The 16153-nt window shown below is 65.4% G+C and carries 18 protein-coding genes; 10 read left to right on the top strand and 8 right to left on the bottom strand.

Translation table 11 applies throughout. The features are described from left to right. The first annotated feature begins 205 nt into the window (after positions 1-205). Complete coding sequence (locus ACW17Z_RS13100) at positions 206-1489, top strand: formylglycine-generating enzyme family protein (RefSeq protein ID WP_492056326.1); 1284 nt, start codon at positions 206-208, stop codon at positions 1487-1489. Positions 1490-2644: 1155 nt separating this feature from the next. Here the strand turns inward: ACW17Z_RS13100 and ACW17Z_RS13095 are convergent. After that, positions 2645-3196, bottom strand: coding sequence for a DUF2306 domain-containing protein (locus ACW17Z_RS13095; RefSeq protein WP_419318978.1), 552 nt, complete (start codon positions 3194-3196; stop codon positions 2645-2647). A 72-nt stretch (positions 3197-3268) separates the two neighbouring features. Between ACW17Z_RS13095 and ACW17Z_RS13090 the strand changes: the two genes are divergently transcribed. Beyond that, positions 3269-4084: a LytTR family DNA-binding domain-containing protein gene (locus ACW17Z_RS13090; protein WP_419318979.1), complete on the top strand. Its 816-nt coding sequence runs from the start codon at positions 3269-3271 to the stop codon at positions 4082-4084. 203 nt (positions 4085-4287) lie between these two features. On the opposite strand, the gene ACW17Z_RS13085 is transcribed toward ACW17Z_RS13090, so the two are convergent. Together ACW17Z_RS13085 and mtgA are read right to left on the bottom strand one after the other, a co-directional pair. After that, complete coding sequence (locus ACW17Z_RS13085; RefSeq protein WP_492056325.1) at positions 4288-4833, bottom strand: GNAT family N-acetyltransferase; 546 nt, start codon at positions 4831-4833, stop codon at positions 4288-4290. 27 nt (positions 4834-4860) lie between these two features. Further along, the gene (mtgA, locus tag ACW17Z_RS13080; protein WP_492058528.1) at positions 4861-5550 is read right to left on the bottom strand and encodes a monofunctional biosynthetic peptidoglycan transglycosylase; all 690 of its coding nucleotides are present in this window, start codon (positions 5548-5550) and stop codon (positions 4861-4863) included. A gap of 98 nt (positions 5551-5648) precedes the next feature. Between mtgA and ACW17Z_RS13075 the strand changes: the two genes are divergently transcribed. Further along, positions 5649-6311: a nitroreductase gene (locus tag ACW17Z_RS13075; RefSeq protein WP_492056324.1), complete on the top strand. Its 663-nt coding sequence runs from the start codon at positions 5649-5651 to the stop codon at positions 6309-6311. 7 nt (positions 6312-6318) lie between these two features. Here the strand turns inward: ACW17Z_RS13075 and ACW17Z_RS13070 are convergent, their stop codons facing one another. Continuing rightward, on the bottom strand, positions 6319-7350 hold the full coding sequence (locus ACW17Z_RS13070) for a WD40 repeat domain-containing protein (protein WP_492056323.1): 1032 nt from the start codon (positions 7348-7350) through the stop codon (positions 6319-6321). A 222-nt stretch (positions 7351-7572) separates the two neighbouring features. Between ACW17Z_RS13070 and ACW17Z_RS13065 the strand changes: the two genes are divergently transcribed. The 4 genes from ACW17Z_RS13065 to ACW17Z_RS13050 all read left to right on the top strand — a co-directional run bounded on the left by ACW17Z_RS13065 (position 7573) and on the right by ACW17Z_RS13050 (position 11363). Further along, positions 7573-8022, top strand: a complete 450-nt coding sequence (locus tag ACW17Z_RS13065; RefSeq protein ID WP_419318983.1) for a biopolymer transporter ExbD — start codon at positions 7573-7575, stop codon at positions 8020-8022. Positions 8023-8232: 210 nt separating this feature from the next. Further along, positions 8233-9069 (top strand): WecB/TagA/CpsF family glycosyltransferase, encoded by an 837-nt coding sequence (locus tag ACW17Z_RS13060; protein ID WP_492056322.1) that lies wholly within the window; start codon positions 8233-8235, stop codon positions 9067-9069. Continuing rightward, entirely contained in the window at positions 9066-10160 is a 1095-nt protein-coding gene (locus ACW17Z_RS13055) for an endo-1,4-beta-xylanase (RefSeq protein ID WP_492056321.1), read from the top strand. Before ACW17Z_RS13060 ends, ACW17Z_RS13055 begins: the two co-directional genes overlap by 4 nt. Positions 10161-10220: 60 nt before the next feature. Further along, positions 10221-11363 carry an acyltransferase family protein gene (locus ACW17Z_RS13050; RefSeq protein ID WP_492056320.1) on the top strand — a complete coding sequence of 381 codons (1143 nt, stop codon included), beginning with the start codon at positions 10221-10223 and terminating at the stop codon, positions 11361-11363. Here the strand turns inward: ACW17Z_RS13050 and ACW17Z_RS13045 are convergent. The 3 genes from ACW17Z_RS13045 to ACW17Z_RS13035 all read right to left on the bottom strand — a co-directional run bounded on the left by ACW17Z_RS13045 (position 11356) and on the right by ACW17Z_RS13035 (position 13382). Beyond that, positions 11356-11517, bottom strand: a complete 162-nt coding sequence (locus ACW17Z_RS13045; RefSeq protein WP_492056319.1) for a hypothetical protein — start codon at positions 11515-11517, stop codon at positions 11356-11358. The genes ACW17Z_RS13050 and ACW17Z_RS13045 overlap by 8 nt on opposite strands. Before the next feature lie 82 nt (positions 11518-11599). Next, positions 11600-12709, bottom strand: coding sequence for a CobW family GTP-binding protein (locus ACW17Z_RS13040; RefSeq protein WP_419318988.1), 1110 nt, complete (start codon positions 12707-12709; stop codon positions 11600-11602). Between the two features lie 43 nt (positions 12710-12752). After that, positions 12753-13382 carry a hypothetical protein gene (locus tag ACW17Z_RS13035; protein WP_492056318.1) on the bottom strand — a complete coding sequence of 210 codons (630 nt, stop codon included), beginning with the start codon at positions 13380-13382 and terminating at the stop codon, positions 12753-12755. A gap of 198 nt (positions 13383-13580) precedes the next feature. Here ACW17Z_RS13035 and rplU point away from each other — a divergent pair, with 198 nt between their 5' ends. From rplU to ACW17Z_RS13020, 3 genes are all read left to right on the top strand, one after another. Beyond that, on the top strand, positions 13581-14093 hold the full coding sequence (gene rplU / locus ACW17Z_RS13030) for a 50S ribosomal protein L21 (RefSeq protein WP_492056317.1): 513 nt from the start codon (positions 13581-13583) through the stop codon (positions 14091-14093). Between the two features lie 32 nt (positions 14094-14125). Next, positions 14126-14395 (top strand): 50S ribosomal protein L27, encoded by a 270-nt coding sequence (gene rpmA, locus ACW17Z_RS13025; RefSeq protein WP_419253999.1) that lies wholly within the window; start codon positions 14126-14128, stop codon positions 14393-14395. Positions 14396-14586: 191 nt separating this feature from the next. Continuing rightward, positions 14587-15120 (top strand): GNAT family N-acetyltransferase, encoded by a 534-nt coding sequence (locus ACW17Z_RS13020; protein WP_492056316.1) that lies wholly within the window; start codon positions 14587-14589, stop codon positions 15118-15120. Between the two features lie 7 nt (positions 15121-15127). Here ACW17Z_RS13020 and ACW17Z_RS13015 read toward each other — a convergent pair whose 3' ends face one another. After that, positions 15128-16087: a hypothetical protein gene (locus ACW17Z_RS13015; protein WP_492056315.1), complete on the bottom strand. Its 960-nt coding sequence runs from the start codon at positions 16085-16087 to the stop codon at positions 15128-15130. Between the last annotated feature and the right edge of the window lie 66 nt (positions 16088-16153).

The raw sequence follows: 16153 nt of genomic DNA, 5'->3' as shown, positions 1-16153 counted from the left end.
TTCGACAGTGTCGCGCCTTGGGCTAACCTTGGTCATCGCAGCGTGCGTAGCGTTGAGCGGTTGCAACCCAGCGGGTGCAAAGGCGCAAGCGCCAAGTCCCGGGAAAAATGCGAAGGGCGCGGCCCCTGTGGCGCAAACCCCAAATCCCGGAGAAATTGTGAGGGAGGGCGATTGGGACTCTGGCCCGAACAATGATGACCAAACAATGTCTTGGGATGACGGACTTGGCCAATACCTCCTATTCGTTTGCTCTGATGGTGACTTCACTGTTGTCGGCCGTTCTTCAAATACGGTAACCGGTATGCCAAAAAAGGGTCGGCTTTATTTGGGTGACGGCAGCAATGAATTACAGGCTAAAGTCTATTCCGAGAAAGTCGATCTATTCAAAGGGGACAATAGCTTTTACTTATCTATTCCCTTCACCGCGGCGTTCCTCAAAGATCTGGAATCGTCCAAAAAGCTAACGGTCGAGGTCGGTGAATCGCTCATCACGCCCAATCCTCCCCCGGAAAATGTTCTCAAGAATTTCGTAGCGGGGTGCGGTAACTGGAGTCTGTCTGACAAAGTGGCGGCGCCAGAGAATCTGCCCTTTCCAAAGATTAAGACGCCTAACGGCCCCGAGGTCGCGATGTCTGCCGCCGCATCGGGCGCGCGAGTCTCCTCTTGGCGCTTTCGGGATACCTTGATCGGGGGTGGTTACGGTCCGGAGATGGTCGCGCTCCCCGCCGGTAAGTTCATCATGGGGTCGCCCACGACGGATCGGAATGCGGGGCCTGATGAAATCCAGCATCCCGTTCGCATTGGATACCCGTTCGCCGTTGGCCAGTATCCGGTCACGGTGCATGACTATCTTGGCTGCGTTGCCGCCGGGGGTTGCAGGCTCCCGGAATGGAAGGAAGCCAAGCCTGAGGTTGGCCCCCTGCTCGATCCCAATGCAAAGGCTGACCCCTTGGCTCCGAACAATCCCTATGAGCGTCCGGGGCTATATTTTGACGCCGCCGCCAGCCCCGTGGTCGGCATAAGCTGGGAAGACGCCAAGGCCTATGCCGCCTGGCTGAGCCGCAAGACAGGGCAGAGCTATCGCCTGCTGACAGAGGCGGAATGGGAATATGCGGCGCGTGCCGGCTCCACGACGATCTACCCGTGGGGCGATAAGATAGGCGTCAATAACGCCAACTGCGCCTATTGTGGCAGCGAATGGGATGACAAATCGATGTCGCCTGTCGGTAGTTTTGCGCCCAATGCCTTTGGTCTCTACGATATGATAGGCAATGTAGAAGAGTGGGTCGAAGACTGTTATGCGACGCGGTCACCCGCTCACCCCACCGACGGCTCAGCCTTTATCAACGGCGGGTGCCTCTTTCACGTCACCCGCGGCGGAGCTTATCACAGTGGGAATAGTGAAGCCCGCTCTGCAAGTCGTAGCATGGACGTTGGTGACAGAAGTGATAACCTTGGATTTCGGATAGCGCGAACTCTTCCACATTAGGGACCAAGTATTAAGGGTATGGGCGCGCAAGACTAGGTCAGATCAAGCGTGACTTTACGATCGGTGCCGCATCGGCACGACAGGATCAGTTGAGGGCGTGAATTGAGGCCCTTAGGGATGGGCCTGAAGCGACCGTGAGGTTTGCCAGCGCTACGCGCTGTATCTCAAATCTATCTCCACCGTTGCCGGCCTTCGTGAAATGCCAAATGGCCGCAATGGGTCGAAAGCACGCTTTGCTTTCCTCACACAAGCGGACGCCCCCACGTCCCGCTCACCGTTAAATCTCCTGGAGGCTGCAGCCGTGCGGGTCTGTCCAGGCGGGTCCGCCGACACTGGCCTGCGGCCAGCCGCGACGCGGCGGCCCCGCAGGGGCCGGCCTTGAGTGACCTGGACAGACCGGCGATCGTCTCGCCGTGAGATCCAAGGATGGCTCCCTTCGGCGCGAAGGGGGGCTCCCAAGTCCTCTCCCTGAAGGGGGAGGCGATCACGAAGTGATCGGAGGGGGTAGTGCTGCTGGCTCGGCGGGGTCTTCCCCCACCGGCCTCCGGCCGCCTCCCCCTTCAGGGGGAGGACTTTAGAGCGCGCACGGGGATAGAGGGCGCTCAATCCCCGTTCTTTCCAGAACAAACTCAAGCTAAATCAATCGCTTGCAAAAAACTTGATCGCGCCCATCAGACGCGCCGAAACCGCCCGCATAATCAATCTCACCTGACAGCACGGGAAGGGCGCACGTACGGCGACCGTTGCGGCTGTCAGGGGTGGTCGAGCGGGAAGCGCTCGCCGCCAGTGTCAGCGGGTGTTGGCTGGCCAACGGTCTTAAGGGGTGACCCTCGTCGCCAAGGTGGCCTGGCCCACCCTGACCGTTCGCCGCCGACATCGACCCGAGGATGCGAGCGGCGATGTCGCAACAGGCATGGGCTGAAATCGCCCATGCGGTCTGGACGGGGTCGCTATCCCCTCCACCCGTCGGGGGCCTAACGTCGGAAGCGGGTTAAAACCCCGCGCCCCGAGGGCTCACCGGATAACGGCTGCGCGGAGCGTCTGTCTTCGTCGAAACGGTAATCACTATCCCAATCCTCCGGGCGAGGCCCGGACGCTCCGCAGCCCTTCCCATCCCTTCAGCGGCAAGCCGCGTGAAGCCGGAAAGCCGCGCCCTCAGCCCAGGAACACGCGCCACATCAGCCGGCCCGGCATGAAGGTGAACAGGCCGGCGATCAGCAGGCCGCCGACGAACATCCCGGTCATGTTGCGCGCATGCTGGCGAACCTTGCCGCGCTTGATGGCGAAGATGGCCATGGGCAGGGCGATCAGGGTCCAACCACTGATCAGGTGGATGAAGCTGAAATGGCCCGGGCGGATGGTCTGGATGAACAGCGAGCTGATCGCCGTCAGGGTCATGGCGGCCACCCAGGTCCAGCCCAGCCCCTTGTGCAGGCCCGTGCCCTTGACCCCGGTCAGCAGCACCGCGCCGATCAGGAAGGCGGTCACGGCGCCGGCGATGTGCAGCTGGATGACCAGCGGCGCGGCGGCCAGCAGCGACAGGTCCGGCGCATGGGGCTGAAAGCCGGCGCGCTCCAGAACGCGAAGCGGCGCAGCCAGTACGGCGGGATTGGCCGCCAGGATGGCCAGGGTGACCAGACCCAGGGCCAGAACGCCCAAACGGCCGCCCAGGGTGGCCCGGCGCATTGACATGTTTTGATCGGCCATCTTCATCTCCATCGCGACGCCCTCCATCGACGGGGGGGCCGTCGACACCTCATCCCTGGAGCTCTCCGACCCGTGCCTCAATCGTCGTTGCGTCAGTCGCCGCCCTTGCTTCGTGAACGGCTGGCCGACGCCGTTCACGCTTCGCGACTGGCGCTGACCAGCCCGGACGCCCGGCGCGGTTTTCTGGTCTCGGCCTTCGCCGGCCTGTTCCTGGCCCTGATCGGGGCGTTCGGATCCGACCAGGCGCCGCTGCCCTTGAGGCTGGTCTACTGGGTCGGCCTGTGCCTGGCTGGGGCGGTGGTCGGCACGGGCGTCAGCCAGCTGATCGGCCGCGACGGCCGGGCCGACGCCCGGCCCTGGCTGTATGGAAGTCTGGTCGCCATCGGCATCACCCTGCCGTTCACCGTCGTCGTCTGGCTGGTGACCGAGTTGATGTTCCACGGCCCGCCACGCCTGCAGGCCCTGCCCGTCTATCTGGCCCCGGTGTTCATCGTGACGGCGGGCATGACCGGGCTGAACTTCCTGGTCCAGCGCAGGCCGCCCGAGACCCACGCCGCCGCCCTCGGCGCGCCGGCCCCGCGCTTTCTGGAGCGCCTGCCGCCCCGACTGCGCGGCGCGCAGGTCCGCGCCGTCGAGGCGCAGGATCACTATCTGCGCCTGCACACCTCGAAGGGTGACGACCTGATCCTGATGCGCCTGTCCGACGCCATCGCCGAGCTGGAAGGCATCGAAGGCGCCCAGACCCACCGCTCCTGGTGGGTGGCGAGGGATGCGGTGGAAGACGCCCGGCGCGGCGACGGCCGGGCGACCCTGACCCTGCAGGGCGGGGTCGAGGCGCCGGTCAGCCGGGCCTATGCCAAGGCGTTGCGGGAGGCGGGGTGGTTCTAGGGCAGGATGATTTCGGACATAACCAACGTCTCAAACTCCGCTCTCCCCGGCGAAAGCCGGGGCCCAGATCGAACCCTGGGCCGAGAGCGTTCTGGCAGGGTCGGAAGGCGCGTCATCCCCAAACGCTCTGGCTGAATCTGGGCCCCGGCTTTCGCCGGGGAGAGCGGATTCGAAGGATGATTCAGCTGGAAACGATTCTCTCTCTACCCCCGCCGCGCCCGCCACTCATCCCGGGTCTGGCCCCAGATGTCGATGACGTGGTCGGCGAACGGCGCGGGCAGCTGGCCCCGTCCCTTGTTGGACGAGCCCAGCCGCTCGGCGACCTTCTGGGAGGGCGTGTTCTCCGGGTCGATGCAGTGAATGACCTCGTCCCAGCCCAGCTGGTCGAACGCCCAGTCGATGGTCGCGGTCGCGGCCTCGACGGCATAGCCCTGGCCCCAGGCGGCGCGGGTCAGGCCCCAGCCGACCTCGGTTCCAGGCCAGTCCTCGGGCTGCCACGGGCCGATCCGGCCCAGCCACTGGCCGCTGGACTTCTCGATCAACGAAAACATGCCAAAGCCCTTCAGGCTCCAGGACCCGGCCATCGAGGCCATGCCGCGCCAGGCGCTGGAACGGGGCTGCAGGCCACCGATGAACCGCGCCGCCTCGGCGTCGCCCATCATCCCGGCCCAGCCCTCCAGATCCCCCTCGGCGGTGGGACGCAGGATGAGCCGCTGGGTTTCAAGCGTGGGTCCCGGTGCGACGCGCATGATGTGTCCTTCCCTGACGTCTCGTCTTCAGACGACGCAGGCCGCCAGGCCCTCGCGTCTCACGGTTCCCGACGCCGCGGTGATCTTGCGCGAGCGTTTGGCGACATATTTCCCCGGCTTGACCACCTTCCATTTCAGCGGGCTGGGCAGGATGGCGGCGAGGCGCGCGGCCTGGGCGGAGGACAGCTTGTCGGCCCCGATCCCGAAATAGCGCCGCGAGGCGGCCTCGGCCCCATAGATGCCAGGGCCGTATTCGATGGAGTTCAGATAGACCTCCATGATCCGCTTCTTGCCCCAGAAGGTCTCGATCAGCACCGTGAACCAGGCCTCCAGCCCCTTGCGGACATAGGAGCGCCCCGGCCACAGAAAGACGTTCTTGGCGGTCTGCTGGCTGATAGTGGAGCCGCCGCGGATCTTCCGGCCCTTCTCGTTATTGGCGTAGGCCTTCTGCAGGGCCTCGAAGTCGAAGCCATGATGGTCGCAGAACTTGGCGTCCTCGGCGGCGATCAGGGCGCGCGGCAGGGCCGGCGAGACCTTGTCGATCGACCGCCAGCGATGGTCCAGGCCCTTGCCCTCGACGGCGCGGATGATCATCAGCGGCGTTACCGGCGGCGGCACGAAGCGGAACACGATCACCGCCAGCACGGGCCCGGCCACCAGCACGATGAACAGCGCCAGAAAGATATTCCGCACCAGCTTCACGGATCGCCCCCGAATATCACCAAACCGACTTGTCTTGACGCTGCGGCCGGATGCTAACGACTGACAACGTCCCTGTCGCGGGGGCATGATCGACCTGCCCAGGGAGCTTTGGCATGGATGTCCTAGACGCCGTCAACCGCCGCATGTCGGTGCGCGCCTTCAAATCCGATCCGGTGGACGCCGCCGTGCTGCGCGAGCTCCTGGAAGCCGCCGCCCGCGCGCCGTCCGGTGGCAACCTCCAGCCCTGGCGGGTTCAGGCCATCGCCGGCGCCCCGCGCGCCGCCCTGCTGGAAACCATGCAGCAGCGCGTGGCCTCGCCCGACACCCCCGAATACGACGTCTATCCCGCCAACCTGTGGGAGCCCCTGCGCAGCCGGCGCTTCCAGGTGGGTGAGGACCTCTATGGCGCGCTGAACATCCCGCGCGAAGACAAGCTTGCTCGTCTCCAGTGGTTCGCCAGCAACGGCCAGGGCTTTGGCGCCCCGGTGCTGCTGTTCTTCTCGGTCGACCGCCGCTGCGGCCCGCCGCAGTGGAGCGACCTGGGCATGTTCATGCAGACCCTGATGCTGCTGGCCGTCGAGCGGGGTCTAGACACCTGCGCCCAGGAGTTCTGGTCGCACTATCACCAGGTGGTCGACCAACATGTCGGCCTGCCCGAGGGCCACATGCTGTTTTCCGGCATGGCCCTGGGCTATCGCGACGAAACCGCGCCGGTGAACAACTGGCGCTCGCGCCGCGACCCGTTCGAGGCGTGGGGCGAACTGAAGGGGTTCTGAGCGCCGCCTAGCCCGCGAACTGGCGCGGACCGGTGATGTCCGGGATCGTGATCACGCCCGCCTCGCCGTCCTCGTCGCCCCAGGCGAGGCGCTGACCATCTGGAGATACCGAGAGGGCGCTGATCGCGGCGCCCTTCTCGGCCTTCAGGGTCTCGATCCGGCCGTTGCGCATGTGCGCCGCCCAGATCTTGCCGTTGTCCTGGCCGGCGAACGCGACCGGCAGGGCTTCGAGACCCGCCACCCGGACCACCATCGAATCACGCGAGAAGCCGATCTCGGCGGCTTCCTTGCCCATCGGGCCGCTGGCCCCGGCGAACGGCCAGACCACCGCGCCGTTGGCGCCGGCGGTGACCAGCAGGGCGCCCTTGTCGAAGAAGGCCACGCTCTTGATCTTGGCCGGATAGCCGCCCATCCGCATGTCCTTGCCGTCCGACAGACGCCAGCCGTGCAGCTGGTTCTCCTGCATCGACGAGACCAGGAACTTGCCGTCCGGGCTGAAGGCGACGGCGATGTGGCTGCCGGCCCATTTCAGAATCTGCGGCTTCTGCTGCTCGATCCTGGCCCACCACAGTTGGGCGCCGCCATAGGCCGCCGTGGCCAGGCGCCGACCCTTGGGGTCGAAGGCCAGGCCCGACACCGTCTTCTCGTGGGCGAAAACTCGGGAAAAGGCGGGATCGGCGATGTCCAACACATGGGCCTCGCGACCGGCGGTGAAGGCGATCAGCCCCGAGGCGGGACTGGCGGCCAGATGCTCGATCCACTTGCCTTTCACCTCGGCCAGGACGGTGGCGACCACCTCGCCCCCCTCGATTCGGCTCCAGACCACGCGGCCGTCGTCGCCGCCGGTGACCAGCCCGTGACCTGAGGGATGCACCACGGCGCTCAGAACCGCGCCACCCATGGGCCCGCCATGGGCTTCCACGGTGACATAACCGTCACCGGCCTCAAGCCGAACCGTGCCGTCGCCCAGGGCGAAGGCGGCGCGACCGTCGCGGTCGAAAAGGGCAGCGGTGACAAAGGCGTCGAAGGAAAAAATCATGCCCGCGCCATACCCCGACAGGGCCCTGGCGCCTAGCCGGATGGCGCCCGACGTCGTCCGGCGCCCCGACGGGGGCGAACACTGTTCGGCCAGAAAGACTCAAAAAGGAGTTGCCATAGCGCCGCCACGTCGGGCTTTACTTCCTCGTCCGTCTGAGCCAGACGTGGCGACCTAACAATTGCGGGACCGCGAGTGACGCGGCCCTTGGGAGACAGTCAGGCTATGGCGGCTAAACTCTCTGGTGGTGGCGGTGGTCGCTACTCCCTGAATCAGAACTCCGAAATCAACGTCACGCCTTTCGTGGATATCCTCCTCGTTCTGCTGATTATCTTCATGGTCGCGGTGCCGATGGCCACCGTCGCGATCAAGGTCGACCTGCCCCCGGCGACGATCCCGCCACCCAACGCCCCGAAGCCGAAAGAGCCGGTGTTCATCTCGATCCAGAAGTCGGGCGCGCTGTTCATCGCGGACAAGCAAACCAGCCTCGACAATCTCGAGTTCGATCTGGACGCCAAGTTCACCGCGACCGATCAGGCTGGCCCGAAGGACGACCAGCGCGTCATGATCCGCGCTGACGCCGACGTGCTGTACGCCGACTTCATGGGCGTGCTGAACCAGCTGCAGACCGCCGGCTGGTACAAGGTCGGTCTGATCAACGAAGACATCCACTAAGGATCTTCGGCGACAGCCTGAAATTCGAAGAGCCCCGGAAGCACCGCTTCCGGGGTTTTTTCTTTGCGCTCTTCCCTTCAGCAGAAAACGCGCGCTGGGCGAGCCGGCGGTCGCGTGCGGCACGACGTTTGAAACCGTCCCTCCCAAGAGGCCTGGGGCGTCCCGTTTCCGGACAGGAGCGGCCCCCCGGCGGAGACCAGGGAGAGCCGAATGCTCAGCGAGTGGAACCAGGCGAAATCCGCCCCCCAAGGCGTTTCGATCGAAGGCGTGCGGATCAACCTGCCGACCCTGGACACCGCCGCCGATGAAGCCGTGCGTCGCGCCGAGCGCGGCGAAGGCTTTACGCTCTTCACCGTCAATCTCGACCATCTGGTCAAGCTGGCCTCCAATGACGCCTTCCGGGCCGTCTATCGCCGCGCCACCTATGTTACCGCCGACGGCTGGCCTGTCGTGTGGCTGGCCGGCCGCAAGAACGCCAAGCTGGAGCGCGCCACGGGCGCCGATCTGGTCGAGCCCCTGTGCCGCGCCGCCGCTGAGCGCAATCTGGGCGTCTATTTTGTCGGTCCTGGCCCCAAGGCCCAGGTCGGCGCGCTCGAAAAGCTCACCCAGCGCTTCCAGGGTCTGAAGATCGCCGGCGCTGAAGCTCCGATGTTGCCTGCGGGCAATGGCCCGGCCATGCTGGCCGCCATGGATCTCGACGCGATGGCCCAGCGCATCAACGCTTCCGACGCCCGCATCTGCTTTGTCTCGCTGGGCGCGCCCAAGCAGGAGATCCTGGCGGACGCCCTGGCCGCCCGCTGCCCGGGCGTGGGCTTCATCTGCGTCGGCGCCGCCCTGGACTTCATCTCCGGCCAGGCGCGCCGCGCCCCGCAGTGGATGCAGCGCGGCAAGCTGGAATGGTTCTGGCGCCTGGCCAACGACCCGCGCCGCCTGGCCGTGCGCTATGCGGAATGCGCCATGCTGTTCGCTGTCCTCGCCCTGGGCGTCGCGGCGGCCCAGGTCAACTCGCCCGTCACCGCCGCCGAACCGCGCGGCGTCCTGCGATGATCCCGGCGGCCGGACGACTGTCACGACGGTCGCTGCTGGCCTCGACCCTGGCGCTGGCCGCCTGCGGCAAGGGCGCTTCGGCCGATCCCGCCTCGCCGGTCCGCAACGGACCTGTACCATTGTTGCGCGACCTGGCGCCGTTCCGGATCGGGACGGAGATCGTCTCGGACGAGTTTGGCCGCCCCGGTTTCGACGCTGCGGCCAGCAGCCAGTTCTCGCAGATCACCGCCGGCTTCGAAATGAAGATGGAGTACATCCTGCAACAGGATGGCTCCCTGCGCTTCGAGGGCGGTGATCGCATCGCCGATTTCTGCAAGGCCAACAACCAGGCCCTGCATGGCCACACCCTGATCTGGTACATCGACAAGCCGGTCGCCTTCCAGAAACTGGTCGGCGACAAGCGGGCCTTCGACAGGGCCTATGCCAGCTACATCCAGGCAGTCGCGGGTCGCTACAAGGGCCTGGCGCGCAGCTGGGACGTGGTCAACGAGCCGGTCGCTGACGACGGCGTTTCCCTGCGCGAATCGTTCTGGACCGAGAATCTGGGGCAGGAAGGCCACTTCATCCGGGCCCACGAAGAGGCCCACGCCGCCGATCCAGACGCCCTGCTGTTCGTCAACGAGTACCATCTGGAGAGCAAGCCGCATAAGCGGCGGACCTTCCTGAAGCTGATCGAGGACATGCTGAAGCGCGGCGTGAAGATCGACGGCATCGGCAACCAGACCCACATCGACGTCGACCTGCCGCCGGGCAAGATCACCGAGGCCATGCGCGATCTGGCCAGCCTGGGCCTGCCGATCCACCTGTCGGAGATCGATGTCTCGTTCCAGACCGAAGGCGTCAGCCTGAAATCGAAGGCCGAGAAGCAGGCCAGCCAGCTGCGCCTGTATCGCGAGGCGATGGAGTCTTTCGTCGCCCTGCCCGAAAAGCAGCAGTTCGCCTTCACCATCTGGGGCGTCCGCGACGCCGACTCGTGGCTGCGCAACGCCAGCTGGGTCAAGGACAAGACCGACCAGCCGCTGTTGTTCGACGACATGGGCCAGCCGAAGGAAACCTTCTGGACCCTGGTCGACGTCCTCCAGGGCCGTTGATCCCGTTTTTTTAAGACTAGGGCCTTAGCTTCGACCGCACGTTGCGCGGAGGGGTCGCCCATGAGCGGTCATCACAAGGACTATGTCGCCGGCCTGGACGGGCTGAGGGCGGCCTCGGTCAGCATGGTGATCCTGGGCCATGTCGGCCTGGGCGATCTGATCCCTGGCGGGATGGGCGTGACCATCTTCTTCTTCATCAGCGGCTTTCTGATCACCCGCCTGCTGTGGGCCGAGCGCGACGCCAACGGCGGCGTCGACCTGCTGCGCTTCTACGGCCGCCGGACCCTGCGCCTGCTGCCCGAGATGCTGGTGCTTCTGCTGGTGCTGACCTTCATCGTCGGCCCACTGCTGAACCAGCCGATGCAGCCCCTGCAGGCCCTGGCCGGACTGACCTACTGGACCAACTATTACATCATCAGCGGGATGGGCGACTGCGCCAACTGCGCCGTGACCGGCCATCTGTGGTCGCTGGCGGTCGAGGAGCACTTCTATCTCGTCATGCCGCTGGCCCTGCTGCTGTGCGGCTTTGTTCCGCGTCGCATGGCTGTGCTGTTTCTGGTGGCGATCATCGGGGCGGCCGTCTGGCGAACCTACGCCCTGACCGTGCTGCATGTGCCCGAGGTCTATACCTACAAGGCCACCGAGAGCCGGATCGACTCGATTGCCTGGGGCTGCCTGGCCGCAGTCATCGACCGCGCCTGGCCCGCAGCCATGAACTTCGTGAAGCGGCGCGCCTGGCTGGTCTTCGGGACCGGTTGCGCGCTGATGCTGGCGTCCCTGGCCTATCGCGACCCGGTCTTCCGCGAGACCCTGCGCTATTCAGTCCAGGGCCTGGCCCTGGTCGGCATCGTCCTGCCGCTGGTTGTCGCCCCGCAACTGGGCGGTCTGGTCAAGCTTCTGGAGATCGCGCCGCTGCGCTGGATGGGTCGGCGGTCCTATGCCGCCTATCTCTGGCACATGCTGGCCTTGACCCTGGGCGGCATGATCGTGGGCTTCACGGGAATCATCGAGAACGCCCCCCGGATCACCCAGCTGCAGGCCCTGCCCTTCGTGGTCGCCCTGTCGTGGATCTTCGCCGAGCTCAGCTATCGCTTCGTCTTCACACCCGCCCAGAAGCTCAAGCCCTGGGTCACGCCGAAACGCGCGCCCGAGTCGAACGCCGCGCGGATCCCCCCGGACCGCGCGGCCGAGGCGGTCAGCTAGCTTCCCGAGCCTGACGGTCCGTCGGGGGCCCGAAAGCCGAGGCCAGCACGAAGGCCACCGCACACAGCGGCAGCATCAGCAGCCACACCAGCACGCTGGCGGCCAGGCCCAGACCCGTGGCCACACGACCGGTTGCGTCGAGAATCTTCGTCATCTTCCCCGCTCCTCGAAGCCGGCGTTCCAATTTGGCTCGGAACGCCGGTGTTCTGGAGTGAGGATCGCAAGGCTCGGGCCAGTTAGGCGGCGCAGGCCTCGAAGCCGGCCTTCAGCTCGGCCTCGTCCAGGTCGCGACCGATGAAGACCATGCGGCTGTAGCGCTTGTCCTTGTCGGTCCAGGGGCGCTGGAAGTCGCCTTCCAGGATCATGTGCACGGCCTGGAAGACCAGGCGGCGCTCCTCGCCCTGGACGTCGATGATGCCCTTGGCGCGCAGGATGTCGGGGCCGCGACGGGCCAGCAGGTCGTTGAGCCAGACGGTGATCTTCTGGCCGTCCACGGGCTTGTCCAGCGTCAGGGAGATACCCTTGACGCCGTCATCGTGGATGGCGCTGGCCTGGTCATGGCCATGATGATGGTCGTGACCGTGGTGATCATGCCCACAATGCTCGTCGTGCACGTGCCCATGGTCATGCCCATGGTCATGGCTGCAGTGCTCATCATGGACATGGCCAGCTTCGCCGTGGGCCGGATTGAGGAACTGGGGCTCCAGATCGGTGATCCGCTCCAGGTCGAAGCTGTGCTTGCCCAGGATGGCGTCCAGCGGGACGTTCGAGCGCTGGGCGCGGTGGATCGGGGCCAGCGGATTGATGCGGCGGATCCTGGCCTCGACATGGCGCAGGTCGTCTTCCGAGACCAGGTCGGTCTTGTTCAGCACGATCTGGTCGGCGAAGGCGATCTGCTCGACGGCTTCGCGGCTGTCGCCCAGCCGCAGCATGATGTGCTTGGCGTCGACAACGGCGGTGACCGAATCCAGCTGGGTGCGGGCCTTGACGTCCTCGTCGACGAAGAAGGTCTGGGCCACCGGGCCAGGATCGGCCAGGCCGGTGGTCTCGACGATGATGGCGTCGAAGCCGCCTTTCCGCTTCATCAGGCCTGAGAGAACCCGGATCAGGTCGCCGCGCACCGTGCAGCAGACACAGCCGTTGTTCATCTCGAAGATTTCTTCATCCGCTCCGACCACCAGATCGTTGTCGATGCCGACCTCGCCAAACTCGTTGACGATCACGGCATAGCGCTTCCCGTGCGCCTCGGTGAGGATGCGGTTGAGCAGGGTGGTCTTGCCGGCGCCGAGATAGCCGGTCAGCACGGTGACGGGGATCTTGCCGGTAGGAGCGGGAGTCTGGGTCATGGCCGCTATTTAGGGGGTCAAGCGCCCCGGCGGAAGTCTGCTGTCAGGTCTTGAAGAAGGCCACAGCCAGACCGACCAGAATCAGGGCCGCGCCGAGGATGGTTTCCTCGTAGCGTTCGACCCATTGCAGCCCCAGCCGCTTGAAGCCGGCCAGGCTGAGGCTGGTAAAGATCAGCATGCCCGAGGCCGTGGCCACCATCAGCACGAGGCTGAGCAGCAGAAAGGCCTGCCAACCATGCTCCATGCCGGCCAGATAGTAGGGCAGGAAGGCCTCGCAGGGCGAAAGGGTCAGCAGGGTGACCAAAGCGGCGATAGCCGCCCTGTCGGAGCCGTAGGTGCGCCTGCTGGCCTCGGGCAGGGCATGGTTGTGACGCCCGCGCACCACATAGAAGATACCGACCGCCACCATCAGCCCGCCGACGATCCAGTGAAAGACGTGGCCAAGGCTGGGCTGCAGGGCCAGGCCCGCGATCACCAGGGCCAGGCCCAGCAGGATGGTCAGGCCTACGTGGCCAAGGCCGGCCAGCAGAGTCACACCCAGCGTACGACCCGTGGACCACTTCTGGGCACGGCCAACCAGCACGAACGGCAGCCAATGGGTTGGCAGGGCCGCATGCAGAAAAGCCACGACGAAACCGGTGGCGGCGATAGAGGCGAAGAAGGTCGAATTCACGCTGACGGCTATATACTGTTACATTGTAACGTTCCAGCCCGAATCCGTCCTGTGGACCGTCAGTGTTTCATGGTCGGGAATCTGTCGCAGACCGTTGACTCATGATCGACCGGCTGTATAAGTCCGCCCCCTCGCCCGCCGGGTTTCCTTGCGGGCGTTCCCTATTTTGCGAACGCACGTTTCTTAAGGCGCTAACCTATGTACGCGGTGATCAAAACCGGCGGCAAGCAGTACCGGGTCCAAGCCGGCGATCTGCTGGTTGTCGAAAAGCTCGACGGTGAACCGGGCTCGGAAGTCTCTTTCGGCGAAGTCCTGATGCTTGGCGAAGGCGAGGCCGTGACGGTCGGCGCCCCTACGGTGGACGGCGCTGTCGTCTCCGGAACCCTGATCGAAACCCGCAAGGGTGAGAAGGTGAAGATCTTTAAGAAGATCCGCCGTCAGGGCTATCGCCGCACACGCGGCCACCGCCAGACCGAAACGGTCGTGCGTGTGACCTCGGTGTCGGGTGCTGGTTCGGAAACCAAGTGGGACGGCGTCATCGACCTGACCCCCAAGGTTATCCTGAACGCCCGCGCTCGTGGCCTCGGCGACGCCGCTGTCCCCTTCACGATCCCGGTCGCCAAGTCGGCCGCTCCGGTCGCTGAAGCCGCCCCGAAAAAGAAGGCCGCGCCGAAGAAGGCCGCAGCCGCCCCGGAAGACGGCGAAGCCTAAGCGGCTGCGCCTCTAGAGATTAGGAGAGCAAGATGGCTCACAAGAAATCAGGCGGCTCGTCCAGCAACGGTCGCGACTCCGACGGCCGCCGCCTTGGCGTGAAGAAGTTCGGCGGCGAGAAGGTTCTCGCTGGCAACATCATCATCCGCCAGCGCGGTACGAAGTTCTGGCCCGGCGCCGGCGTCGGCATCGGCAAGGACCACACCCTCTTCGCACTGGTCGAAGGCGCGGTGAAGTTCGTGACCAAGAAGCATGACCGCACCTACGTGACGGTAGCGCCCAAGGCGCAACCCGCCGAGTAGTACGCACTCGACTTTTTCGGGTCGTGCTTCTCAGCCGAGAAGACGACCCGGACAGACGAACCTAAGCGGGGAGTCCGGGAAACGCCGGGCTCCCCGCTTTTGTTTTGCCTGCGACGCCATGAAGCACCGAATCGCCATGGCGGCGTCACGGTCCCCGAGCAAAGAGGGGCCGAGAAACCGGGAGGCGTCGGATGTGCGTCATCGACATTAGTCCCCAGATCGAGACGCGGCGGATCACGCTGCGTGCGCCGGCGATGTCCGACGTCCAGCGCCTGGCGGCCCTGGGCGGCGATCGTGAGATTTCTCGCATGACCACGCGCATGCCCTGGCCCTATGGCCGAGCGGACGCCGTGGATTTCGTCGGTCGCTGCCAGGCGCAGGATCGCCGCCGCGACAACACCTTCGCCATCGAACTGGAAGACGAGGGCGTCATTGGCGTCCTGGGCCTGTTCACGCCGCCGAACGGCCAGCTGGAGATCGGCTACTGGATCGGCAAACCCTTTTGGGGTCGGGGTCTGGCCACCGAGGCCTGTCAGGGTGCGTTGAACTGGGCCAAACAGGACTGGCGCAAGAGGCTGGTGGTCGCCGGCCACTTCGCCGACAATCCGGCCTCTGGCCAGGTGCTGATCAAGGCCGGCTTTCTCTATACGGGCGTCGTCGAGATGAAGCCGTCGGTCGCGCGCGGCGAACCGGCGGCGACGCGGATGATGGTGTGGCTGGCCTAGAGAGCGGTTAAGCCGCGCGGTGGGTCGCGATAACCTTCTGCGCGCCTTCGCGGAACCGCTTTTCGGCCGTGACGATGCGCTCGCACAGGGCGTCCAGGTCCGAGAGCAGCGAATAGGTGGCGTAGATGGGGATTTCCATCAGCGCCACCTGCGCCCGGGGCATGAACTCGCAGTACTTCTTCCATGCGGCGTGGCCGTCGCGCGCGCTCATCGCCCTCTGACCCAGCGGGTTCCAGAGATCCAGCTCCATCAGCTCGTCCCGGCACTGCTTCATCACCGGCAGGGCGATATACAGGAACAGGAAGGTCGGGGTCGCGGCGCGGCTGAACTGCGGCTGGACCTGCATGTGCCAGATCCGGAAGGCTTCGAAGAAGCCCGCCTTGCGCTTGGGGTCCGGCGGCAGCCAGGTGGCGTCCTGATTGATCAGTTCGCCGGCTGACGAGGCGCGCTTGATCAGTTCGTCGGCCGAGCGGCCATCGGCCATGGTCTTGGACAGGGCCGTAATCGGAATGTTCAGCTTCTTGGCGACGTCGCCATAGCTCACCTGCTGGCCCTGCATGGGCGTCCACTGGCCAAACGAGGCCGCCTTGGGATCCTTGGCGCGCTTCATCGCAGCGGCGTGATGCATCAGGAGCTGCTCTTCGCGCTGCTTTTCGGCGCGCTCCCGGTCGAACTCGGCCTCGTGGACCGCCTGCTCTTCGGCGGTCATCCAGCGCGCGCGGCCAGGGCCGTAGGTGCGCTCATGCCGGTTGATCAGGACCAGAAGATGATCGGCGCTAGGCCGCTCGCCGATATCGGTGAGAAAAGCGCGGAAGTCGCGCCAGGTGCCGGTCACGCCCGTGCCGCGGCTCATCAGAATGTTGCGATGGATCGAGGCCTCACCAGCGTACTTTTTGCAAAGCGTCTGGAGCGTCAGGTCCCGCAGGTCCTTCGCAAGTTCCTCTCCAAAGCCCTGTGTCGTCGTCAACGCCAGCCTCCCAGTCCACCGCGCCAAAAACGGTGGTTTCGCTGCATGAGCCTTTGTCGCACAACG

The sequence above is a fragment of the Caulobacter sp. GSs2 genome (genome assembly GCF_058680895.1).
Note: the sequence above shows the minus strand (reverse complement) of the source record. Positions and strands in the feature narration are given on the sequence as shown.